Source organism: Nocardioides sp. Root151 (assembly GCF_001427925.1).
Lineage (GTDB): Bacteria > Actinomycetota > Actinomycetes > Propionibacteriales > Nocardioidaceae > Nocardioides.
The window spans coordinates 272,943-290,304 of sequence record NZ_LMGG01000004.1; the positions used below are offsets into that span (position 1 = coordinate 272,943).

At 70.7% G+C, this 17,362-nt stretch carries 16 protein-coding genes; all 16 read left to right on the forward strand.

Annotated features, from left to right (window positions below; genetic code table 11):
* Positions 1–28: 28 nt before the first annotated feature.
* A complete protein-coding gene (gene mraZ / locus ASD66_RS09835) occupies positions 29–457 on the forward strand; it encodes a division/cell wall cluster transcriptional repressor MraZ (RefSeq protein WP_056890831.1) in 429 nt (142 codons plus the stop codon).
* Positions 458–662: 205 nt separating this feature from the next.
* Entirely contained in the window at positions 663–809 is a 147-nt protein-coding gene (locus tag ASD66_RS24415; protein ID WP_156388623.1) for a hypothetical protein, read from the forward strand.
* A 12-nt stretch (positions 810–821) separates the two neighbouring features.
* Positions 822–1,784: a 16S rRNA (cytosine(1402)-N(4))-methyltransferase RsmH gene (rsmH, locus tag ASD66_RS09840; RefSeq protein ID WP_056676787.1), complete on the forward strand. Its 963-nt coding sequence runs from the start codon at positions 822–824 to the stop codon at positions 1,782–1,784.
* On the forward strand, positions 1,781–2,362 hold the full coding sequence (locus ASD66_RS09845; protein ID WP_056890832.1) for a hypothetical protein: 582 nt from the start codon (positions 1,781–1,783) through the stop codon (positions 2,360–2,362). The genes rsmH and ASD66_RS09845 overlap by 4 nt, the downstream gene beginning before the upstream one ends.
* The gene (locus tag ASD66_RS09850; RefSeq protein WP_235530033.1) at positions 2,359–4,122 is read left to right on the forward strand and encodes a peptidoglycan D,D-transpeptidase FtsI family protein; all 1,764 of its coding nucleotides are present in this window, start codon (positions 2,359–2,361) and stop codon (positions 4,120–4,122) included. The genes ASD66_RS09845 and ASD66_RS09850 overlap by 4 nt, the downstream gene beginning before the upstream one ends.
* Positions 4,123–4,243: 121 nt before the next feature.
* Complete coding sequence (locus tag ASD66_RS09855) at positions 4,244–5,683, forward strand: UDP-N-acetylmuramoyl-L-alanyl-D-glutamate--2,6-diaminopimelate ligase (protein ID WP_321163508.1); 1,440 nt, start codon at positions 4,244–4,246, stop codon at positions 5,681–5,683.
* Entirely contained in the window at positions 5,680–7,137 is a 1,458-nt protein-coding gene (locus tag ASD66_RS09860) for a UDP-N-acetylmuramoyl-tripeptide--D-alanyl-D-alanine ligase (protein ID WP_082599430.1), read from the forward strand. Before ASD66_RS09855 ends, ASD66_RS09860 begins: the two co-directional genes overlap by 4 nt.
* Positions 7,134–8,246: a phospho-N-acetylmuramoyl-pentapeptide-transferase gene (gene mraY / locus ASD66_RS09865; protein ID WP_056890834.1), complete on the forward strand. Its 1,113-nt coding sequence runs from the start codon at positions 7,134–7,136 to the stop codon at positions 8,244–8,246. Before ASD66_RS09860 ends, mraY begins: the two co-directional genes overlap by 4 nt.
* Positions 8,228–9,706 carry a UDP-N-acetylmuramoyl-L-alanine--D-glutamate ligase gene (gene murD / locus ASD66_RS09870; protein WP_056890835.1) on the forward strand — a complete coding sequence of 493 codons (1,479 nt, stop codon included), beginning with the start codon at positions 8,228–8,230 and terminating at the stop codon, positions 9,704–9,706. The genes mraY and murD overlap by 19 nt, the downstream gene beginning before the upstream one ends.
* A 14-nt stretch (positions 9,707–9,720) precedes the next feature.
* Complete coding sequence (ftsW, locus tag ASD66_RS09875) at positions 9,721–11,031, forward strand: putative lipid II flippase FtsW (protein WP_235530035.1); 1,311 nt, start codon at positions 9,721–9,723, stop codon at positions 11,029–11,031.
* Positions 11,031–12,101 (forward strand): undecaprenyldiphospho-muramoylpentapeptide beta-N-acetylglucosaminyltransferase, encoded by a 1,071-nt coding sequence (murG, locus tag ASD66_RS09880; RefSeq protein WP_056890836.1) that lies wholly within the window; start codon positions 11,031–11,033, stop codon positions 12,099–12,101. Before ftsW ends, murG begins: the two co-directional genes overlap by 1 nt.
* The gene (gene murC / locus ASD66_RS09885; protein ID WP_056890837.1) at positions 12,098–13,528 is read left to right on the forward strand and encodes a UDP-N-acetylmuramate--L-alanine ligase; all 1,431 of its coding nucleotides are present in this window, start codon (positions 12,098–12,100) and stop codon (positions 13,526–13,528) included. The genes murG and murC overlap by 4 nt, the downstream gene beginning before the upstream one ends.
* A complete protein-coding gene (locus tag ASD66_RS09890) occupies positions 13,521–14,264 on the forward strand; it encodes a cell division protein FtsQ/DivIB (protein ID WP_235530036.1) in 744 nt (247 codons plus the stop codon). Before murC ends, ASD66_RS09890 begins: the two co-directional genes overlap by 8 nt.
* Positions 14,265–14,587: 323 nt before the next feature.
* A complete protein-coding gene (ftsZ, locus tag ASD66_RS09895) occupies positions 14,588–15,871 on the forward strand; it encodes a cell division protein FtsZ (protein ID WP_056676805.1) in 1,284 nt (427 codons plus the stop codon).
* Positions 15,868–16,626 (forward strand): polyphenol oxidase family protein, encoded by a 759-nt coding sequence (locus ASD66_RS09900; protein WP_235530037.1) that lies wholly within the window; start codon positions 15,868–15,870, stop codon positions 16,624–16,626. The genes ftsZ and ASD66_RS09900 overlap by 4 nt, the downstream gene beginning before the upstream one ends.
* Positions 16,623–17,330, forward strand: a complete 708-nt coding sequence (locus tag ASD66_RS09905) for a YggS family pyridoxal phosphate-dependent enzyme (protein ID WP_056676810.1) — start codon at positions 16,623–16,625, stop codon at positions 17,328–17,330. The genes ASD66_RS09900 and ASD66_RS09905 overlap by 4 nt, the downstream gene beginning before the upstream one ends.
* Positions 17,331–17,362: the final 32 nt, after the last annotated feature.

Below are 17,362 nucleotides of genomic sequence, written 5' to 3' on the forward strand. Positions count from 1 at the left end.
CAGTAGGACCTGACAGGGGAGGTGCCGGATGTTTTTCGGCACCTACACGCCCAAGCTCGACGACAAGGGCCGCCTGTTCCTCCCGGCAAAGTTCAGGGACGACCTGGCCGAGGGGCTTGTCGTCACGCGGGGGCAGGAGCGCTGCCTCACCGTGTGGTCGATGGAGGACTTCAGCCGACTGACCGACCGGCTCCGCGAGGCGCCGGTCACCAACAAGGGCACTCGTGACTACGTCCGCATGCTGTTCGCGGCGGCGTCACAGGAGGTTCCTGACAAGCAGGGCCGGATCGGCATTCCGTCGGTGCTGAGGGAGTACGCCTCCCTCCGCAAGGACGTGATGGTGATCGGGGCGATGAACCGGATCGAGATCTGGGACCCCGCCTCGTGGCAGGAGTACTCCGAGGAGCAGGAGCAGAAGTTCTCCGAGCTCAGCGACGAAGTGTTCCCCGGCATCTGAGCCAGCAGCACCGGCACGACGACGAACTCAACAGCTGGATCGCAGGACGAGGTCTCGAGCCCGCTCCCTGACTGTCATCTGGGGTCACTTCCCCGATTCCAGACGGCAACTTCCCCCTTCGAGGGGAGCGGGCAGGGACCTGGCCCTGCGATCCAGCACCCGCAGCACCAGCACCACACGCAATCAATGAGCCAGGGGTCGAACCATGAGCATGAGTGTCAGCGGCACGCCGCACGCGACACCTCGGGTGCGCGACCGGGCCCGCGACGTGGTCGCGTTGATGGCCTTCTCCGCCGGGGTCTCGGTGACCCTGACCGTCGCGCTCCTACTCCTGATGTCACTCGGTCGGTAGGCCAGGGATTCCATGACCAGCCCCCGCCACGTCCCGGTCCTCCTGGATCGGGTCGTCGCTCTGATGTCGCCTTCCCTCGATCGGCCCGGCGCCACGTTCATCGACGCCACCCTCGGCCTCGGCGGACACAGCGAGGCCGTGCTCGAGGCCTGCCCGCAGGCCCGGTTGCTCGGCATCGACCGAGACCCCAACGCCCTGGCCATGGCCGGTGAGCGACTCGCGCCGTACGGCGACCGGGTGACGCTCGTGCACGCCGTGTACGACGAGATCCCGCGGGTGCTCGACGAGCAGGGACTGGACCATGTCGACGCGGTGCTCTTCGACCTCGGGGTCTCCTCGATGCAGCTCGACGTCCGGGAGCGCGGCTTCGCCTACGCCCAGGACGCGCCGCTCGACATGCGGATGAACGACACCGAGGGCCCCACCGCCGCAGACGTGCTCAACACCTACCCGGTGGAGGAGCTGACCCGCATCCTGCGCGACTACGGCGAGGAGAAGTTCGCCCGCCGGATCGCCCAGCACATCGTGCGCGAGCGCGAGAAGGAGCCGTTCACGACCTCGGCCCGACTCGTCGAGCTGCTGTACACCGCGATTCCGGCACCTGCCCGGCGGACCGGCGGACACCCCGCGAAGCGCACCTTCCAGGGCCTGCGCATCGAGGTCAACGACGAGCTGAACGTGCTGCGCCGTGCGATTCCGGCCGCGATCGACGCGGTGGGAGTGGGCGGTCGCGTGGTCGTCGAGGCCTACCACTCGCTGGAGGACCGGCTGGTCAAGCACGCGTTCACGGCGGCCACCAGCACCGACGTACCGCCGGACATGCCGTTCGTCCCCGCCGGCCACGAGCCCACCTTCCGGACCGTCACCCGCGGCGCCGAGAAGGCCCGTGAGCCCGAGCTCTCCGACAACCCGCGGGCCGCATCGGTCCGCCTTCGTGCCATAGAACGACTTCGAGACACAGGAGCCTCCTCATGAGCAGCCCTCTTCCCCAGAGCCGGGTTCGTGTCCAACGCATTGCCGAGGCCGCGGTCGAGCGCGCCCGTCTCAGCGTCGTACCCCGGCTGCGCACCCGCACCCCGCGGGTGCCGTTCGTCACCCTGGTCAGCCTCCTGCTGGTGGCCGGCGTGGTGGGGCTCCTCATGTTCAACACCAACATGCAGCAGAACTCGTTCGCCGCCACCGACCTCGAGCAGCAGGCCAGCGAGCTCACCGCCCGCGAGCAGGGACTCCAGATGGAGCTGGAGGAGCTGCGCGCGCCCCAGCGCCTGGCCGAGGAGGCCCAGCGCTACGGCATGGTGCCGGCGATGAATCCCGCGTTCATCAAGCTGCAGGACGGCAAGGTGATCGGCAACCCGATCCCGGCCTCGGCCGCCGACGCGTACGACGTGCGCCCGCCCGAGGCCCGCAAGCCGAAGGCGCTCGACCCCGACCCGGTGATCATCAAGGTGAAGCGGAAGACCGCGGCGGAGCGGCGTGCCGAGGCAAAGCGGAACAGCGGCTCGGGTAGGAATGACTCGTCGACCACCAGCCAGGGAGACGGGAGCACCCGTTGAGCCTTCGACCCCAGACCACACGGGCACCGGCCCGCGGGTCCGCCCTGTTCCGGCTGCGGTTCGGCTTCGTGGTGATCGCGATGGTGCTCTCCGCGTTCGGTGCCCGGCTGCTGCAGCTCCAGGGCATCGACCCGCACGCGTACGCCGCGATGGCCGCACGCGAGGGTGTCCAGACCGTCGACCTGCCCGCCGCGCGCGGTGCCATCGTCGACCGCAACGGGGTCGAGCTGGCCAGCACGGTCGACGGGTTGCGGATCATCGCCGACCCGCAGATGACCGAGGAGAACGCCGGACCGATCGCGTCCTACCTCTCCCAGGAGCTCGGCATCGACTACTTCGCGACGCTGGGCAGGCTCCGCAAGGACGACACCCGCTACCAGTACATCGCCCGGCGGGTGCCCTCCACCAAGGCCCGCCGGGTCGTCGACGCGCTCGAGGAGAAGGGCTACAAGGGACTCACCACCGAGCGTGACCCGATGCGCGACTATCCGGCCGACGACATCGCCGCGAACCTCATCGGGTTCCTCGGCGAGGACGAGGCCCTGGCCGGCTTCGAGCGCACCTTCGACAAGCAGCTCTCCGGCGTCGACGGCGAGACCACCTACGAGGTGGGTGGCGGCAACCGCATCCCGCTCGGCACCAACAACACGGTCAAGCCGGTCGACGGGCAGGACCTCCAGCTCACCATCGAGCGCGACGTGCAGTTCTTCACCCAGCGGGTGCTGCGTGAGGCGGTCCGCGGCGCCAAGGCCGACTCGGGCACCGCGATCGCGATGAACGTCGAGACCGGCGAGATCCTGGCCGACGCCGACTACCCGTCGTACAACGCGAACGAGCCGCTGGAGTCGCCGAAGCGCAACCTCGGCTCACGGGCCACCAGCGACCCCTACGAGCCCGGTTCGGTGGAGAAGGTGCTCACCTTCGCCTCACTGATCGACGCCGGCAAGATCACCCCGCGCACGCCGATCACCGTGCCCCCGGTCCTCGAGAGCCAGGGCGCGCCGATCCACGACCACTGGGACCACGAGACGATCCACCTGACCGCCGCCGGCGCACTGTCGAAGTCCTCCAACATCGGCACCGCCCTGTCCGCGCGCCAGTTCACCCCGGAGCAGCTGCACGCCTACCTGACCGCGTTCGGCCTGGGCCAGCGCACGAACATCGGGGTGCGTGGCGAGAGCGGCGGCCGGCTCCCCGACCCGTCCTCGTGGGGGCAGCTCGGCCAGGACAACATCGCGTTCGGCCAGGGCCTGAGCGTGAACGCCGTCCAGATGGCGGCGGCGGTCAACACCATCGCCAACGGCGGCATCCACGTCGACCCCAACATCATCAAGGGCTCGGCGGTCACCGACGACGGCACGAAGGTCGGCACCTCCACCTCGACCACCCGCCGCGTCGTCAGCGAGGACGCCGCACGGCAGACCTCCGAGATGATGGAGCTGGTCACCGACCCGGTGGACGGCATCGCGCCGACCAGCGCCATCACCGGCTACCGGGTGGCTGGCAAGACCGGAACCGCCCAGCGCGTCGGCAAGGAGTGCGCCTGCTACGACGGCACCTTCACCGTCTCGTTCGGCGGGTTCGCGCCGGCCGACGCCCCGCGCTTCACCGTCTACGTCGTCATCCAGAACCCGCGCAACGGCCAGGGCGGTGGCGCGGCCGCCGGCCCGGTGTTCCGCAAGGTGATGACCTACCTGCTGCGCAAGTACGGCGTCGCCCCCACCGGCACCAGCCCCACCACCCTCCCGGTCGAGTGGTGACCTGCGACGGTGACGTCGCGGAGGGCCGGCCAGCGCTGCGCGATAGCCTCGCGCCGTGGTGAGCGACAAGGAACTGAGGGCGACGCGGCCCGCTGAACCGCGACAGACCCCGCTGTCGGAGGTGGCCGGCTGGCTCGGCGTCGAGGCGACCGATCAGTCCGCGGTCACCGGCATCTCCCTGAGCTCCCACCGGGTCCTGCCCGGCGACCTCTACGCGGCCCTCCCAGGTGCGCGCGTCCACGGGGCGTCGTACGCCGCCGACGCGGTGGCGGCGGGTGCCGTGGCGGTGCTGACCGACGAGGCAGGGGGAGCGCTCCTGGCCGACCTCGACATCCCGGTGCTGGTCGTCGACGAGCCGCGGGCCCGCCTCGGTCGGCTGGCCGCGCGCCTGCACGACGAGCCGGCCCGGAGCATGCGGATGATCGCGGTCACCGGCACCCAGGGCAAGACCACCACCACGCGCCTCGCCGAGGTGGCGCTGCAGGGCGCGGGCGTGCACGCGGCGGTGATCGGCACCGTCGGCACGCGCCTCGACGGTGACGAGATCAAGACCTCGTTGACCACGCCGGAGGCGCCCGACCTGCACGGCCTGTTCGCGATGATGCGCGAACGCGGGGTCGAGGCCTGCGCGATGGAGGTCTCCAGCCACGCCCTCGTGATGGGGCGGGTCGACGGCGTCGTGTTCGACGTCGCGGTCTTCACGAACCTGGGTCGCGACCACCTCGACTTCCACCACGACGTGGAGAGCTACTTCGCTGCCAAGGCGTCGCTGTTCACGCCCGAACGTGCCCGCCTCGGCCTGGTCAACCTCGACGACGAGCACGGTCGACGCCTGCTTGCCGAGGCAACCATCCCGATGCGCTCGTTCAGCCTCGTCGACCCGAAGGCCGACTGGCGGGCCGTCGACATCGACCTGGCCCCCGACGGCTCCTCGTTCACGGTGGTCGGCCCGGGCGACCTACGTGTCCGCACGTCGGTGCCGATCCCCGGCGACTTCAACGTCGCCAACGCGCTCGCCGCGATCGCGGCCACCGCCGAGGTCGGGTACGACGTCACCACGGTCGCCGGCGCGATGGCCCGGGGGAGCGGCGTGCCGGGACGGCTCGAGCAGGTGGCTGTGCCCCACGGCTACAGCGTGGTCGTCGACTACGCGCACAAACCGGACGCCGTCGAGGCCGCACTGCGCACCCTGCGGCCACTGACGGACGGGCAGCTGATCATCGTGATCGGGGCCGGCGGCGACCGCGACACCGGCAAGCGACCCGTGATGGGCGAGATCGCCGCGCGGCTGGCCGACGTCGTGATCGTCACCGACGACAACCCACGCTCCGAGGATCCCGCGGCGATCCGGTCCGAGGTGCTGGCCGGCACGACAGCAGGCCCTGCCGAGGTGCTCGAGATCGGCAACCGCCGCGAGGCCATTCGCGAGGCACTGGCCCGGGCCCGCTTCGGCGACATCGTGCTGGTCGCCGGCAAGGGCCACGAGACCGGCCAGGAGGTCGACGGAGTGGTGCACCCCTTCGACGACCGCGAGGTCGTCCGCGAAGAGGCCACCCGATGATCGCCCTCACGCTGGCCCAGATCGCCGAAGCCGTCGACGGCGAGGTGGCCGGCGACCCCGCCGTGGTCGTCTCCGCCCCTGCCTTCCTCGACAGTCGGCAGGTCGAGCCCGGCGGACTCTTCGTCGCCGTCGTCGGCGAGCGGGTCGACGGCCACGACTACGCCGCCGGTGCGGTGGCGGCCGGTGCCGCTGCGGTCCTCGGCTCCCGGGCCACGGACGTGCCGACGGTCGTCGTCGCCGACCCGGTGGTCGCCCTGGGTCGGCTGGCCCGGCACGTGCTCGACGCGCTGCCCGGCCTCACCGTGCTCGCGATGACCGGCAGCCAGGGCAAGACCGGCACCAAGGACTACCTGGCCCAGGTGCTGGCCGCGGCCGGACCCACCGTGGCCACCCTCGGCAACCTCAACAACGAGCTCGGGGTGCCGCTGACCGCACTGCGGGCCACCACCGACACCCGGTTCCTGGTCGTCGAGATGGGTGCCCGGGGCATCGGCCACATCACCTACCTCTGCGACGTCGCACCGCCCACGATCGCGGCCGTGCTCAACGTCGGGACCGCCCATGTGGGGGAGTTCGGCTCGCGCGAGGCGATCGCGGTGGCCAAGGGCGAGATCCTCGAAGCGCTGCCCGCCGACGGGGTCGCAGTGATCAACGCCGACGACGAGCTGACCTCCGTGATGGGCTCGCGCACGGCCGCCCGGGTGGTCCGCTTCGGGCTCTCCGGTGCCCCCGACGTCACCTGGCACGACACGACGTACGACGACCTCGACCGCGCGTCCGCCGTACTCGAGATCGCCGGTGAGCGGCATCCGGTCACCCTGCGCCAGACCGGGGAGCACCAGCTCCACAACGCAGCCGCCGCGGCGGCCATGGCCCACGCGGCAGGACTCTCGGCGGTCGACATCGCGACCGGGCTGTCCGCGGCGACCAGCCTGTCGCCGTGGCGCATGGAGCTGCACGAGCTGCCCGACGGACCGGTGGTCGTCAACGACGCCTACAACGCCAACCCGGCCTCGATGCGCGCCGCGATCTCCGCGCTGCTGGCCATTGCCGGGCGTCGCGGCGGGCGGAGCATCGCCGTGCTGGGGGAGATGCGCGAGCTCGGAGCCGGTGCCGAGGGCGACCACCGCGACCTGGGGGAGCATGCCGCCCGGGCCGGCGTCGACGTACTGCTCGTGGTCGGCGAGGCTGCCCGGGCCGTGCTCGAGGGAGCGGCGAACGTCACACCCGGCCCCTCCGCGGCGTTGTACGTCGCGGACCGGGCTGCCGCTCTGGCATGGTTGCGCGAGAACATGGTCGCCGACGACGTCGTGCTCGTGAAGGCCTCGCGCGGGGCGGCGCTCGAATGGATCGCGCAGCAGTTGGGCCCTAGAGTCACACGCCGGTCCTCACCGGACCAGCCAGCACAGGACACCGGGCCGGAGCCCGAACACGTGGAGGAGAAGCAGGAATGAGAGCGATCCTGCTCAGTGGAGGGCTCGCGCTGCTGCTGTCCCTGATCGGCACCCGCTACGCGATCAAGGTGCTGTCGGCCAAGGGCTACGGCCAGGAGATCCGCGAGGACGGCCCGACCAGCCACCACACCAAGCGGGGCACCCCGACCATGGGTGGCACCGTCATCATCTTCGCCAGCGTCATGGGCTACGCGTTCGCCAAGCTGGTCACCCAGGACCTGCCCTCGGCCTCCGCGCTGCTGCTGCTGTTCCTCTTCGTCGGGCTCGGCCTGGTCGGCTTCCTCGACGACTTCATCAAGATCTACAAGCAGCGCAACCTGGGCCTGCGCAGCAAGGCGAAGATGATCGGGCAGACCCTGATCGCCCTCGTCTTCGGTGTGCTGGCGCTCTCTCCCTGGCTCGAGGACGACCGTGGACGCACGCCCGCCTCGACGCACATCTCGTTCATCCGCGACACCGGCTTCGTGCTGCCCTCGATCCTCGTGATCCTGCTGATCTGGGTGATCGTGACCGGCACCAGCAACGCGGTCAACCTCGCCGACGGGCTCGACGGCCTGGCCGCGGGGGCGTCCGTCATGGTCTTCGGTGCCTACACGCTGGTCAACATCTGGCAGAACAACCAGTGGTGCGGGCAGAACGACATCACCTACGGCCGCTGCTACGAGGTGCGTGACCCGCTCGACCTGGCCGTCATCGCCGCGGCCATCACCGGCGCCTGCTTCGGGTTCCTCTGGTGGAACGCCTCGCCGGCGCAGATCTTCATGGGCGACACCGGCTCCCTGGCCCTCGGCGGCGCCCTCGCCGGCCTGGCCATCCTGACCCGCACGGAGCTGCTGCTGCTGATCGTCGGTGGGCTCTTCGTGGTGGAGACGCTCTCCGTGATCATCCAGGTGAGCGTCTTCAAGGTCAGCCGCGCCAGCGGCCTGTTCCGCTCGGTGTTCCGGGTCAAGGCCGGTCACCGGGTGTTCCGGATCGCGCCGATCCACCACCACTTCGAGATGATCGGCTGGGAGCAGGTCACCGTCGTGATCCGCTTCTGGATCATCACCGGTCTCTGCGTCGCCACCGGCCTCGGCATCTTCTACGCTGAATGGGTGGCCGGTACGTGAACCTCGACGCCCTCGGCCGTCACGACTCCTGGCAGGGGGTCCGCGTGGCCGTCGCCGGGTTCGGCGTCTCCGGTTTCGCGGCCGCCGACAACCTGCTCTTCCTCGGTGCCACCGTGATCGCGATGGACGAGAAGCCCGACGGCAAGGAGGAGAAGGCCGAGCTGTTGCGCAGCCTCGGCGCCGACATCCGCCTGGGTGCGGGCACCACGGCCACCCTGCCCGACGACGTCGACCTTCTGGTCACGTCGCCCGGATGGCGTCCGGACGCCCCACTGCTGGCCCAGGCGGGGGAGCGCGGCGTACCCGTCTGGGGCGAGGTCGAGCTGGCCTGGCGGCTGCGCGACCCCGCCCACGCGGCGCCCTGGCTGGCGGTGACCGGCACCAACGGCAAGACCACGACCGTGCAGATGCTCGACTCGATCCTGAAGGCGGCCGGGCTGCGCAGTGTCGCGGTCGGCAACGTCGGGCTGCCGATCGTGGAAGCCGTCATGGACCCCGAGCCGTACGACGTGTTCGCCGTCGAGCTCTCCAGCTTCCAGCTGCACTACACGTCGTCCATGCGGGCCGAGTCGTCGGTGGTGCTCAACCTCGCCGAGGACCACCTCGACTGGTACGACGGCGACGACCCGATGGCCGACTACGCCGCCGACAAGGGTCGCATCTACGAACACGTGCAGAAGGCCTGCGTCTACAACCTCGCCGACCCGGCCACGGAGGAGCTCGTCCGCGAGGCCGACGTCGAAGAAGGCGCCCGCGCGATCGGGTTCACCCTCGGCATGCCTGGCGTCGGGATGCTCGGGGTGGTCGAGGACATGCTGGTCGACCGGGCCTTCATCGAGCAGCGCGGGAGCAGCGCCGCCGAGCTCTGCACGATCGCCGACCTCGCCTCGCCGGCGCCGCACTTCGTGGCCAACGCCCTCGCCGCCGCGGCCCTGGCCCGGGCGCACGGAGTCTCGCAGACCGCCGTCCGTGACGGGTTGCGCGCCTTCCGGCCCGACGGGCACCGCATCGCCCTGGTCGCCGTCCACGACGAGGTCGAGTGGGTCGACGACTCGAAGGCGACCAACCCGCACGCCGCCCAGTCCTCGCTGCAGGCCTATGACCACGTGGTCTGGGTGGCCGGAGGGCTGGCCAAGGGGGCCCGGTTCGAGGACCTCGTGAAGAAGGTGCACCCGCGCCTGCGTGGCGTCGTACTCCTCGGAGCCGACCGCCATGTGATCGCCGACGCCCTTTCGCGACACGCACCGGATGTGCCCGTCATCGAGATCGGTGCCGGGGAGACTGGGGCGCAGGATTCACCCATGGACGAGGTGGTGGCTGCCGCCGTGGGCCTGGCTCAGCCGGGCGACACGGTGCTGCTGGCACCGGGCTGTGCCTCCATGGACATGTTCGCCAACTACGGCGAACGCGGAGACAGGTTTGCAGAGGCGGTTCACCGCCACGTCGCACGACAGGAATGACCGGAGGGGCACAGGTGGCCAGTACGACGACCGAGCGTGAGTCGGCTGTCGGGTCGCCGGCCCGCCAGTCCCGTCGTACGCAGTCCCGTCGTCGTTCCGGCCCGGCCCGGTTCATCGAGGCCCTGGCCGACCGGATCAGCCTCATCCGCGGCGCCCTGGACCGGCCGTTGACGTCCTACTACCTGCTGCTCGGTGCGTCCGCACTGCTGCTCACCATCGGGCTGATCATGGTGATGTCGGCCTCGAGCGTCTACTCCTACCGCGAGAACGGCGACTCCTACGCGGTCGTCAAGCGCCAGCTGATGTGGGTGGTGATCGGGCTGCCGGTGGCGTTCGTCGCCTCCCGCATGCCACAACGGTTCATCCGCAAGATGGTCTGGCCGGCACTGTTGGGCTCGATGCTGCTGCTGGCGCTGACCCGCACGCCGCTGGGCCTGACCCGCAACGGACAGACCAACTGGCTGGCCGTCGGACCGATCGCGATCCAGCCCTCCGAGATCGCCAAGCTCGCGGTGATCCTCTGGGCCGCGCACGTCTACGCCAACAAGCAGCGTCGGCTCCCCGAGCTGCACCACGTGATGATGCCGGTGGTGCCGGGCATGGGCCTGGTCATCGCCCTGGTCCTGCTCCAGCGCGACCTCGGCACGGCACTGGTGCTGATGGCGATCATGCTGTCCATGTTGTGGGTGGTGGGGGCCCCGGCGCGGCTGTTCGCCCTGGCCATCTCGGTGGTCGGCGTGGGGGCGTTCTACCTGGCCACCACCAACGAGGAGCGCCGCGGCCGGCTGCTCAACTTCGTCGACCCGTTCAAGGAGTACCACGACGCGGGCTGGCAACCGGCCCACGGACTCTATGCGCTGGCCACCGGCGGCTGGTTCGGTCAGGGCATCGGAGCCAGCCAGCAGAAGTGGGGCGACCTGCCCGAGGCGCACACCGACTTCATCTTCGCCGTGCTCGGTGAGGAGCTCGGCCTGGTCGGCACGCTCCTGGTGCTCTCCCTCTTCCTCACCATCGCGTACGCCGCGATCCGGGTGGCCACGCACACCCGCGACCCGTTCGTGCGCTACACGTCCTTCGGCATCACCATCTGGCTGCTCGGCCAGATGATCATCAACGTCGGCATGGTGCTGGCCATGCTGCCGGTCGTCGGCATCCCGCTACCGCTGGTCTCCTATGGTGGTTCCGCACTGCTGCCGTCGCTCGTCGCGCTGGGTCTACTGATCGGGTTCGCCCGGTCCGAGCCCGACGCTGCCAAGGCGCTGGCGGCACGCAAGCGAAACCGCTCGGCCGGGCTGTCGGCCGGTTCAACTCGTCGAGGAAATTGATGCGCGTCCTTCTCGCCGGCGGAGGTTCTGCCGGCCACACCTCACCCCTGCTCGCAACCGCCGATGCGCTGCGCCGCCTCGACCCGGCCACCGAGGTCACCTGCCTCGGCACCCGTGAGGGCCTCGAGGCCCGGTTGATCCCCGAGGCCGGGCTGCCGCTGGAGTTCGTGCCGCGGGTGCCGCTGCCCCGTCGTCCCGGCAAGGCCCTGCTGCGTACCCCGGGCAAGCTGCGCGCCGCACGCGCCGCGGCCCTCGAGGTGATCGACCGGGTCCGTCCCGACGTCGTGGTCGGGTTCGGCGGCTACGTCTCCGTCCCGGCCTACCTCGCCGCACGCAAGCGGCACGTGCCGATCGTGGTCCACGAGGGCAACGCCCTGCCAGGCATCGCGAACCGTCTCGGTGCCCGTCTCACCACCCACGTGGCCACCTCGTTCCCCGACAGCGAGCTGCGCCACGCGACGTACGTCGGCCTGCCGATCCGGCGGATGATCGCCACCCTCGACCGCCAGGCCCTGCGCGCCGAGGGCCGGGCCACCTTCGGCCTCGACCCCGACCTCCCGACGCTGATGGTCACCGGTGGATCGCAGGGCGCGACCAGCCTGAACGACTCCGTCGCCGCGGCCGCCCCGGCCTTCGCCGCGGCCGGCGTCCAGGTGCTCCACATCGTCGGCCCCAAGCACACGCTCGCCCAGCCGCAGACCTCGACGCCGTACGTCGTGGTCAACTACGTCGACCGCATGGACCTCGCGTACGCCGCCTCCGACGCGGTGCTCTGCCGCTCGGGCAGCAACACCGTCACCGAGGTCTCGGGCGTCGGCCTGCCCGCGATCTACGTCCCGCTGCCGATCGGCAACGGCGAGCAGGCACTCAACGCCCGGCCGGTGGTCGACGCCGGAGGTGGGCTGCTGGTCAGCGACGAGGCACTCACGTCCGAGTGGATCTCGGCCACCGTCCCGGCACTGCTCACCGACCCGGAGCGGCTGGCGCAGATGGGCGCCGCCGCGGCACACGTGATCCCGCTGGACGCCGACGAGAAGCTGGCCCGCATGATCCTGGAGGCCGCGCGATGAAGATCCCGGTTCCCGACGTGCTCCTGCCCGCCGACCAGCTCGGCCGGGTCCACTTCATCGGCATCGGCGGCGCTGCCCTGTCCGGCATCGCCAAGATCATGGCCCAGCGCGGCCTCCACGTCACCGGCAGCGACGACAACGACACCCCCTTCCTCCCTGCCCTGCGCGCACTCGGTGTCACCTGCCACCTCGGGTACGCCGCCGAGCACGTCGGTGACGCCGACACCGTGGTGGTCACCACCGCCGCGCGCGAGGACAACCCCGAGGTGCTCGAGGCGACCCGCCGCGGCCTGCGCATGCTGCCCCGGTCGGCCGGGCTGGCGTCCGTGATGGCGGCCAAGCAGGTGCTGGCCGTGGCCGGCACCCACGGCAAGACCACCACCACGTCCCTGCTGACCATGGCCCTGCTTGAGGCCGGCGCCGACCCGACGTACGCCATCGGTGCCGTGCTCGTGCAGACCGGCAGCAACGCCCACGACGGCGCCGGACACCTGTTCGTCGCCGAGGCCGACGAGAGCGACGGTGCGTTCCTGGTCTACCGGCCACGTGCCGGCATCGTCACCAACGTCGAGGCCGACCACCTCGACGTGTGGGGCACCGAGGAGGCCTACCGCGCGGCGTTCGTCGAGTTCGTCGACACCCTCGACACCGACGGATTCCTGGTCTGCTGCGTCGACGACGAAGGAGCCGCGTCCCTCGCTGACCTGGCACGCGACAAGGGCCGCGAGGTGATCGGTGTGGGCGAGTCCGCGGCGGCCGACCTGCGGGCCGTCGACCTCGTCTTCGAGGGCAGCAGCTCACGCTTCACCGTCGTGCAGGGTGACGAGACGCTCGGCACCGTCGAGCTCCAGATCCCCGGACGCCACTACGTCCTCGACGCACTGGCCGCGCTGGCCCTGGGCCTGAGGCTCGGGTTCGCCTTCGACGCGCTGGCCGCGGGGCTGGCCGGCTTCACCGGGTCGCGCCGCCGCATGGAGCGCAAGGGCGAGGTCGCGGGGGTGCGTGTCTACGACAGCTACGCGCACCACCCCGTCGAGATCGCCGGCGACCTCCAGGCCGCGCGCGCTGTCGCGGGCAAGGGCCGGCTGATCGTCTGCTACCAGCCGCACCTGGTCTCCCGCACCCGCATCTTCGGTACGGCGATGGGGGAGGCCCTCGGCGTCGCCGACGAGGTGGTCGTGCTCGACGTCTACGTGGCCCGCGAGGACCCCGACCCCGACGTCACCGGACGGCTCGTGGCCGACGCGGTCCCGCTGCCGGCCGAGTCGGTGCGCTTCATCCCCGACCGGGTCGACGCGGCGGCCGTGCTCGTCGAGATCGCCCGACCCGGCGACATGGTCCTGACCCTGGGCGCCGGTGACGTCACCGAGGTCGGTCCGCAGGTCCTCGAGCTGCTCGCTCCCCGGGAGGGAAACGGCAGTGCTTGAGTCCTTCCGCAGGGACCTGCCGGAGGAAGAGCTGAGCCGCCGGCGGTTCGCGCGCAGGCAGTGGGCTCGGCGATGGCTCCGGCTGCGCCTCGTGGTGATCTCCGCCGTCCTGGCGCTCGCCCTGGTGGTCGGGGTCTGGCTGGTCTACTTCTCCTCCGTCCTCGCCGTGAAGGGCGTCGACGTCGAGGGCAACAAGCTGCTCACCGAGGAGCAGGTACTGGCCGCTGCCGACGTACGCTCCGGTGAGCCGTTGGCCCGCGCCGACATGGGCGCGATCAAGGACCGGCTCGAGGACCTGCCCGCCGTGGCCTCCGCCGACGTCTCACGCGAGTGGCCCGACCGCATCCTCGTGCGGGTGACCGAGCGGGTCGCGGTGGCCGTGGTCGAGCGCGGGGGCACCTACCGGGGCATCGACGCGACCGGGTTCGCGTTCCGCAGCTACCCGAAGATGCCCGGGAACCTGCCGCGGCTCAAGGTCGACGACGACACCGTCGACGAGGCCGTCGCCGAGGGCGCCAACGTCCTGGCCAGCCTGCCGACGACCATCGCCCGCAAGGTCGACTACGTCGAGCTGCACACCGTCGACCAGATCTCCCTGAAGCTGCGCGACGGCCGCACGATCGTGTGGGGGAGTGCGGAGCAGTCCGAGGACAAAGCGAAGGTGATCGCCATCCTGCTGCGCCAGAAGGCCGACGTGTACGACGTCTCCGTGCCCGGTCAGCCCACCACCCGCTGACCCGGTCTCCCTCCCCGCCCGACACGTCCTTGACGTCTCCGTGGCAACCGGATCCCCACGGAAACCTCTGGGAGTCTCGGAAATTTCTGCGTGTCGGGCGTGTCCAGCGTGAATGTCCGCACTGGTCTGCCTACTGTCTTCGACAACGAGAGGTTGACATAACTATAACCCTCCAGTTCAGGGTTAAGGTTTCAGGTCGACTGATCGGAACTTCCCCAACGAGCACCACCGCCAGTCGCAACCCGGCTGGCACAGCACAGACAGGCCCATCGCTCTCACCCGGAGCGGTCGGGCGACACCGATCAGGGAGAGGCACAGCCGCCGTGGCAGCAGCACAGAACTACCTGGCCATCATCAAGGTCGTGGGTATCGGTGGGGGTGGCGTCAACGCCGTCAACCGGATGATCGAGGTCGGCCTCAAGGGCGTCGAGTTCATCGCGATCAACACCGACGCCCAGGCGCTCCTCATGAGCGACGCCGACGTCAAGCTCGACATCGGCCGCGAGCTCACGCGCGGACTCGGAGCCGGCGCGAACCCCGAGGTCGGGGGCAAGGCCGCCGAGGACCACGCCGACGAGATCGAAGAGGTCATCAAGGGCGCCGACATGGTGTTCGTGACCGCTGGCGAGGGTGGTGGCACCGGCACCGGTGGCGCTCCCGTCGTGGCCCGCATCGCGCGCTCACTGGGCGCGCTGACCATCGGTGTCGTGACCCGGCCGTTCTCCTTCGAGGGCCGCCGTCGCGCCAACTCGGCCGAAGAGGGCATCGCGCAGCTGCGCGAAGAGGTCGACACCCTCATCGTCATCCCCAACGACCGGTTGCTCTCCATCAGCGACCGCAACGTCTCCATGCTCGACGCCTTCAAGCAGGCCGACCAGGTGCTGCTGCAGGGTGTCTCGGGCATCACCGACCTGATCACCACGCCCGGCCTGATCAACCTCGACTTCGCCGACGTGAAGTCCGTGATGGCCAACGCCGGCTCCGCCCTGATGGGCATCGGCTCGGCCCGTGGCGAGGACCGCTCGGTCGCCGCTGCCGAGATGGCGGTGTCGAGCCCGCTGCTCGAGGCCAGCATCGACGGCGCCCACGGCGTGCTGCTCTCGATCGCCGGTGGCTCCGACCTCGGCCTCTTCGAGATCAACGAGGCGGCCGCCCTGGTCGCCGAGTCGGTGCACCCCGAGGCCAACATCATCTTCGGTGCCACCATCGACGACGCCCTCGGTGACGAGGTGCGGGTCACGGTGATCGCGGCCGGCTTCGACGGCGGCATGCCGAAGCGCCGTGACGAGGGCACCGTGCTGCGTCGCCAGGAGCCGCCGCAGCAGACCCAGCAGGAGACCCGCAATGCTGCGCAGGCGCTGGCCAACCAGCGCAACGCGCAGCAGGCTCCCCAGCAGCAGTCCCAGCCGAGTCGTCCGGCGGCCCAGCCGGCCGGACAGCCCGCCCAGCGGGCACCCCAGTCCGGTCAGTCGGCGCAGTCCGGTCAGCCTGCCCAGTCGGGTCAGCCCTCGCAGCCGCAGCAGTCGGCTCCGCAGCGCCCGGCCCAGGCTCCGCGCCAGGTGCAGTTCGACGATGACGATCTGGACGTCCCCGACTTCCTGAAGTGATCGAGACAGCACGCGTGTTCGCCTTCCGCGAGTCACGTGGAGGCGAGGCCGGTGGCGCGTCCATCGACCTCGCCTTCACGGACCGCACGCTCGACCTGTCGTTGCCGGCCGCGGGCGACGACGGAGTGGTGGGTGAGGTCGACGAGGCCGCTGCCACGGCACGTCTGGCCACGCTGGCCGGCGAGTTCGCCCCGGGGGAGCACGGCCTGCGCATCGTCGGGCTCCGGCAGGTGCACGGTGCTGAGGTCGCCGTGCTCGATGCGTCGTACGACGGGCGCGAGCTGGTCGCCGACGCAATCGTGACGACCCAGCCAGGCGTCGCACTCCTGGTCCGTGCCGCTGACTGCGTGCCGGTCCTGCTGGCCGACGAGCGTCACACGGTCGTCGGCGCGGTCCACTCCGGCAGGCCCGGACTCGTGGCGGGAGTGGTTCCAGCGGCGGTGCGCGCCATGCGCGACCTGGGCGCCGGGCCGATCGCCGCCTGGATCGGACCCCACGTCTGCGGGAGCTGCTACGAGGTGCCCGGCACGATGCGCGCCGACGTGGCCGCTGTCGTGCCGGAGTCCTGGGCCGAGACCTCGTGGGGCACCCCCGCGCTCGACATCGGGGCCGGTGTCCGGGCCCAGCTCGTCTCCGAGGGTGTGACGATCGTCGACGCCTCGCGCTGCACGCGCGAGGAGGCCGACCTCTGGTCCTACCGCCGCGACGGCGCGGCAGCCGGCCGACTCGGCGGACTGATCAGGATCCGGCCGTGACGGGGGAGCGGGCCGCCGAGCTCGCCGCGAACCTCGCCGCCGTCAACGAGCGCATCGTCGCAGCGTGTCGCACCGCTGGCCGCGACCCCGGCGAGGTCACGCTCACCGTGGTCACCAAGTTCTTCCCGGCCTCCGACGTCGAGCTGCTGGCCGGTCTCGGGGTCACCGACGTCGGCGAGAACCGCCACCAGGAGGCCGAGCAGAAGGTGGCCGACTGTCGTGCCACCGGTCTCCGCTGGCACTACATCGGCGGCCTCCAGTCCAACAAGGCGGCCGCCGTGGCGGCGTACGCCGACGTGGTGGAGTCGGTCGACAGGGCCAAGCTCGTCGGCGGCCTGGCGCGTGGCGCTGCCACCCGCGGACGAGTCCTCGACGTACTGCTCCAGGTCAGCCTCGACCCACCGGGTGAGGCACAGGGCAGGGCGGGTGTCACCGAGGCGGACCTCGGGCCGTTGGCCGACCAGGTGGCCGCCTCCGACGACCTCAACCTGTGCGGCCTGATGGCCGTGGCGCCCCTGGGTGCCGACCCCGAATCATCCTTCGCCGAACTTGCCGGGATCGCCGAACGATTCCGCCACCAGCACCCGGAGGCCACGCTCCTGTCCGCGGGGATGAGTGGCGACCTGGAAGCAGCGATTCTCCATGGCGCGACACACGTGCGGATTGGCCGCGCGGTGCTCGGTGAGCGCCCGAAGATCAAGTAATGTCCCATCACAACAGCGCTCCTACAGGAGCG

Bases quoted from the DNA above. Each gene is read 5' to 3' on its own strand.
- mraZ (WP_056890831.1), top strand. From the start codon at position 29: ATGTTTTTCGGCACCTACACGCCCAAGCTCGACGACAAGGGCCGCCTG.
- ASD66_RS24415 (WP_156388623.1), top strand. From the start codon at position 663: ATGAGCATGAGTGTCAGCGGCACGCCGCACGCGACACCTCGGGTGCGC.
- rsmH (WP_056676787.1), top strand. From the start codon at position 822: ATGACCAGCCCCCGCCACGTCCCGGTCCTCCTGGATCGGGTCGTCGCT.
- ASD66_RS09845 (WP_056890832.1), top strand. From the start codon at position 1,781: ATGAGCAGCCCTCTTCCCCAGAGCCGGGTTCGTGTCCAACGCATTGCC.
- ASD66_RS09860 (WP_082599430.1), top strand. From the start codon at position 5,680: ATGATCGCCCTCACGCTGGCCCAGATCGCCGAAGCCGTCGACGGCGAG.
- mraY (WP_056890834.1), top strand. From the start codon at position 7,134: ATGAGAGCGATCCTGCTCAGTGGAGGGCTCGCGCTGCTGCTGTCCCTG.
- murD (WP_056890835.1), top strand. From the start codon at position 8,228: ATGGGTGGCCGGTACGTGAACCTCGACGCCCTCGGCCGTCACGACTCC.
- murG (WP_056890836.1), top strand. From the start codon at position 11,031: ATGCGCGTCCTTCTCGCCGGCGGAGGTTCTGCCGGCCACACCTCACCC.
- murC (WP_056890837.1), top strand. From the start codon at position 12,098: ATGAAGATCCCGGTTCCCGACGTGCTCCTGCCCGCCGACCAGCTCGGC.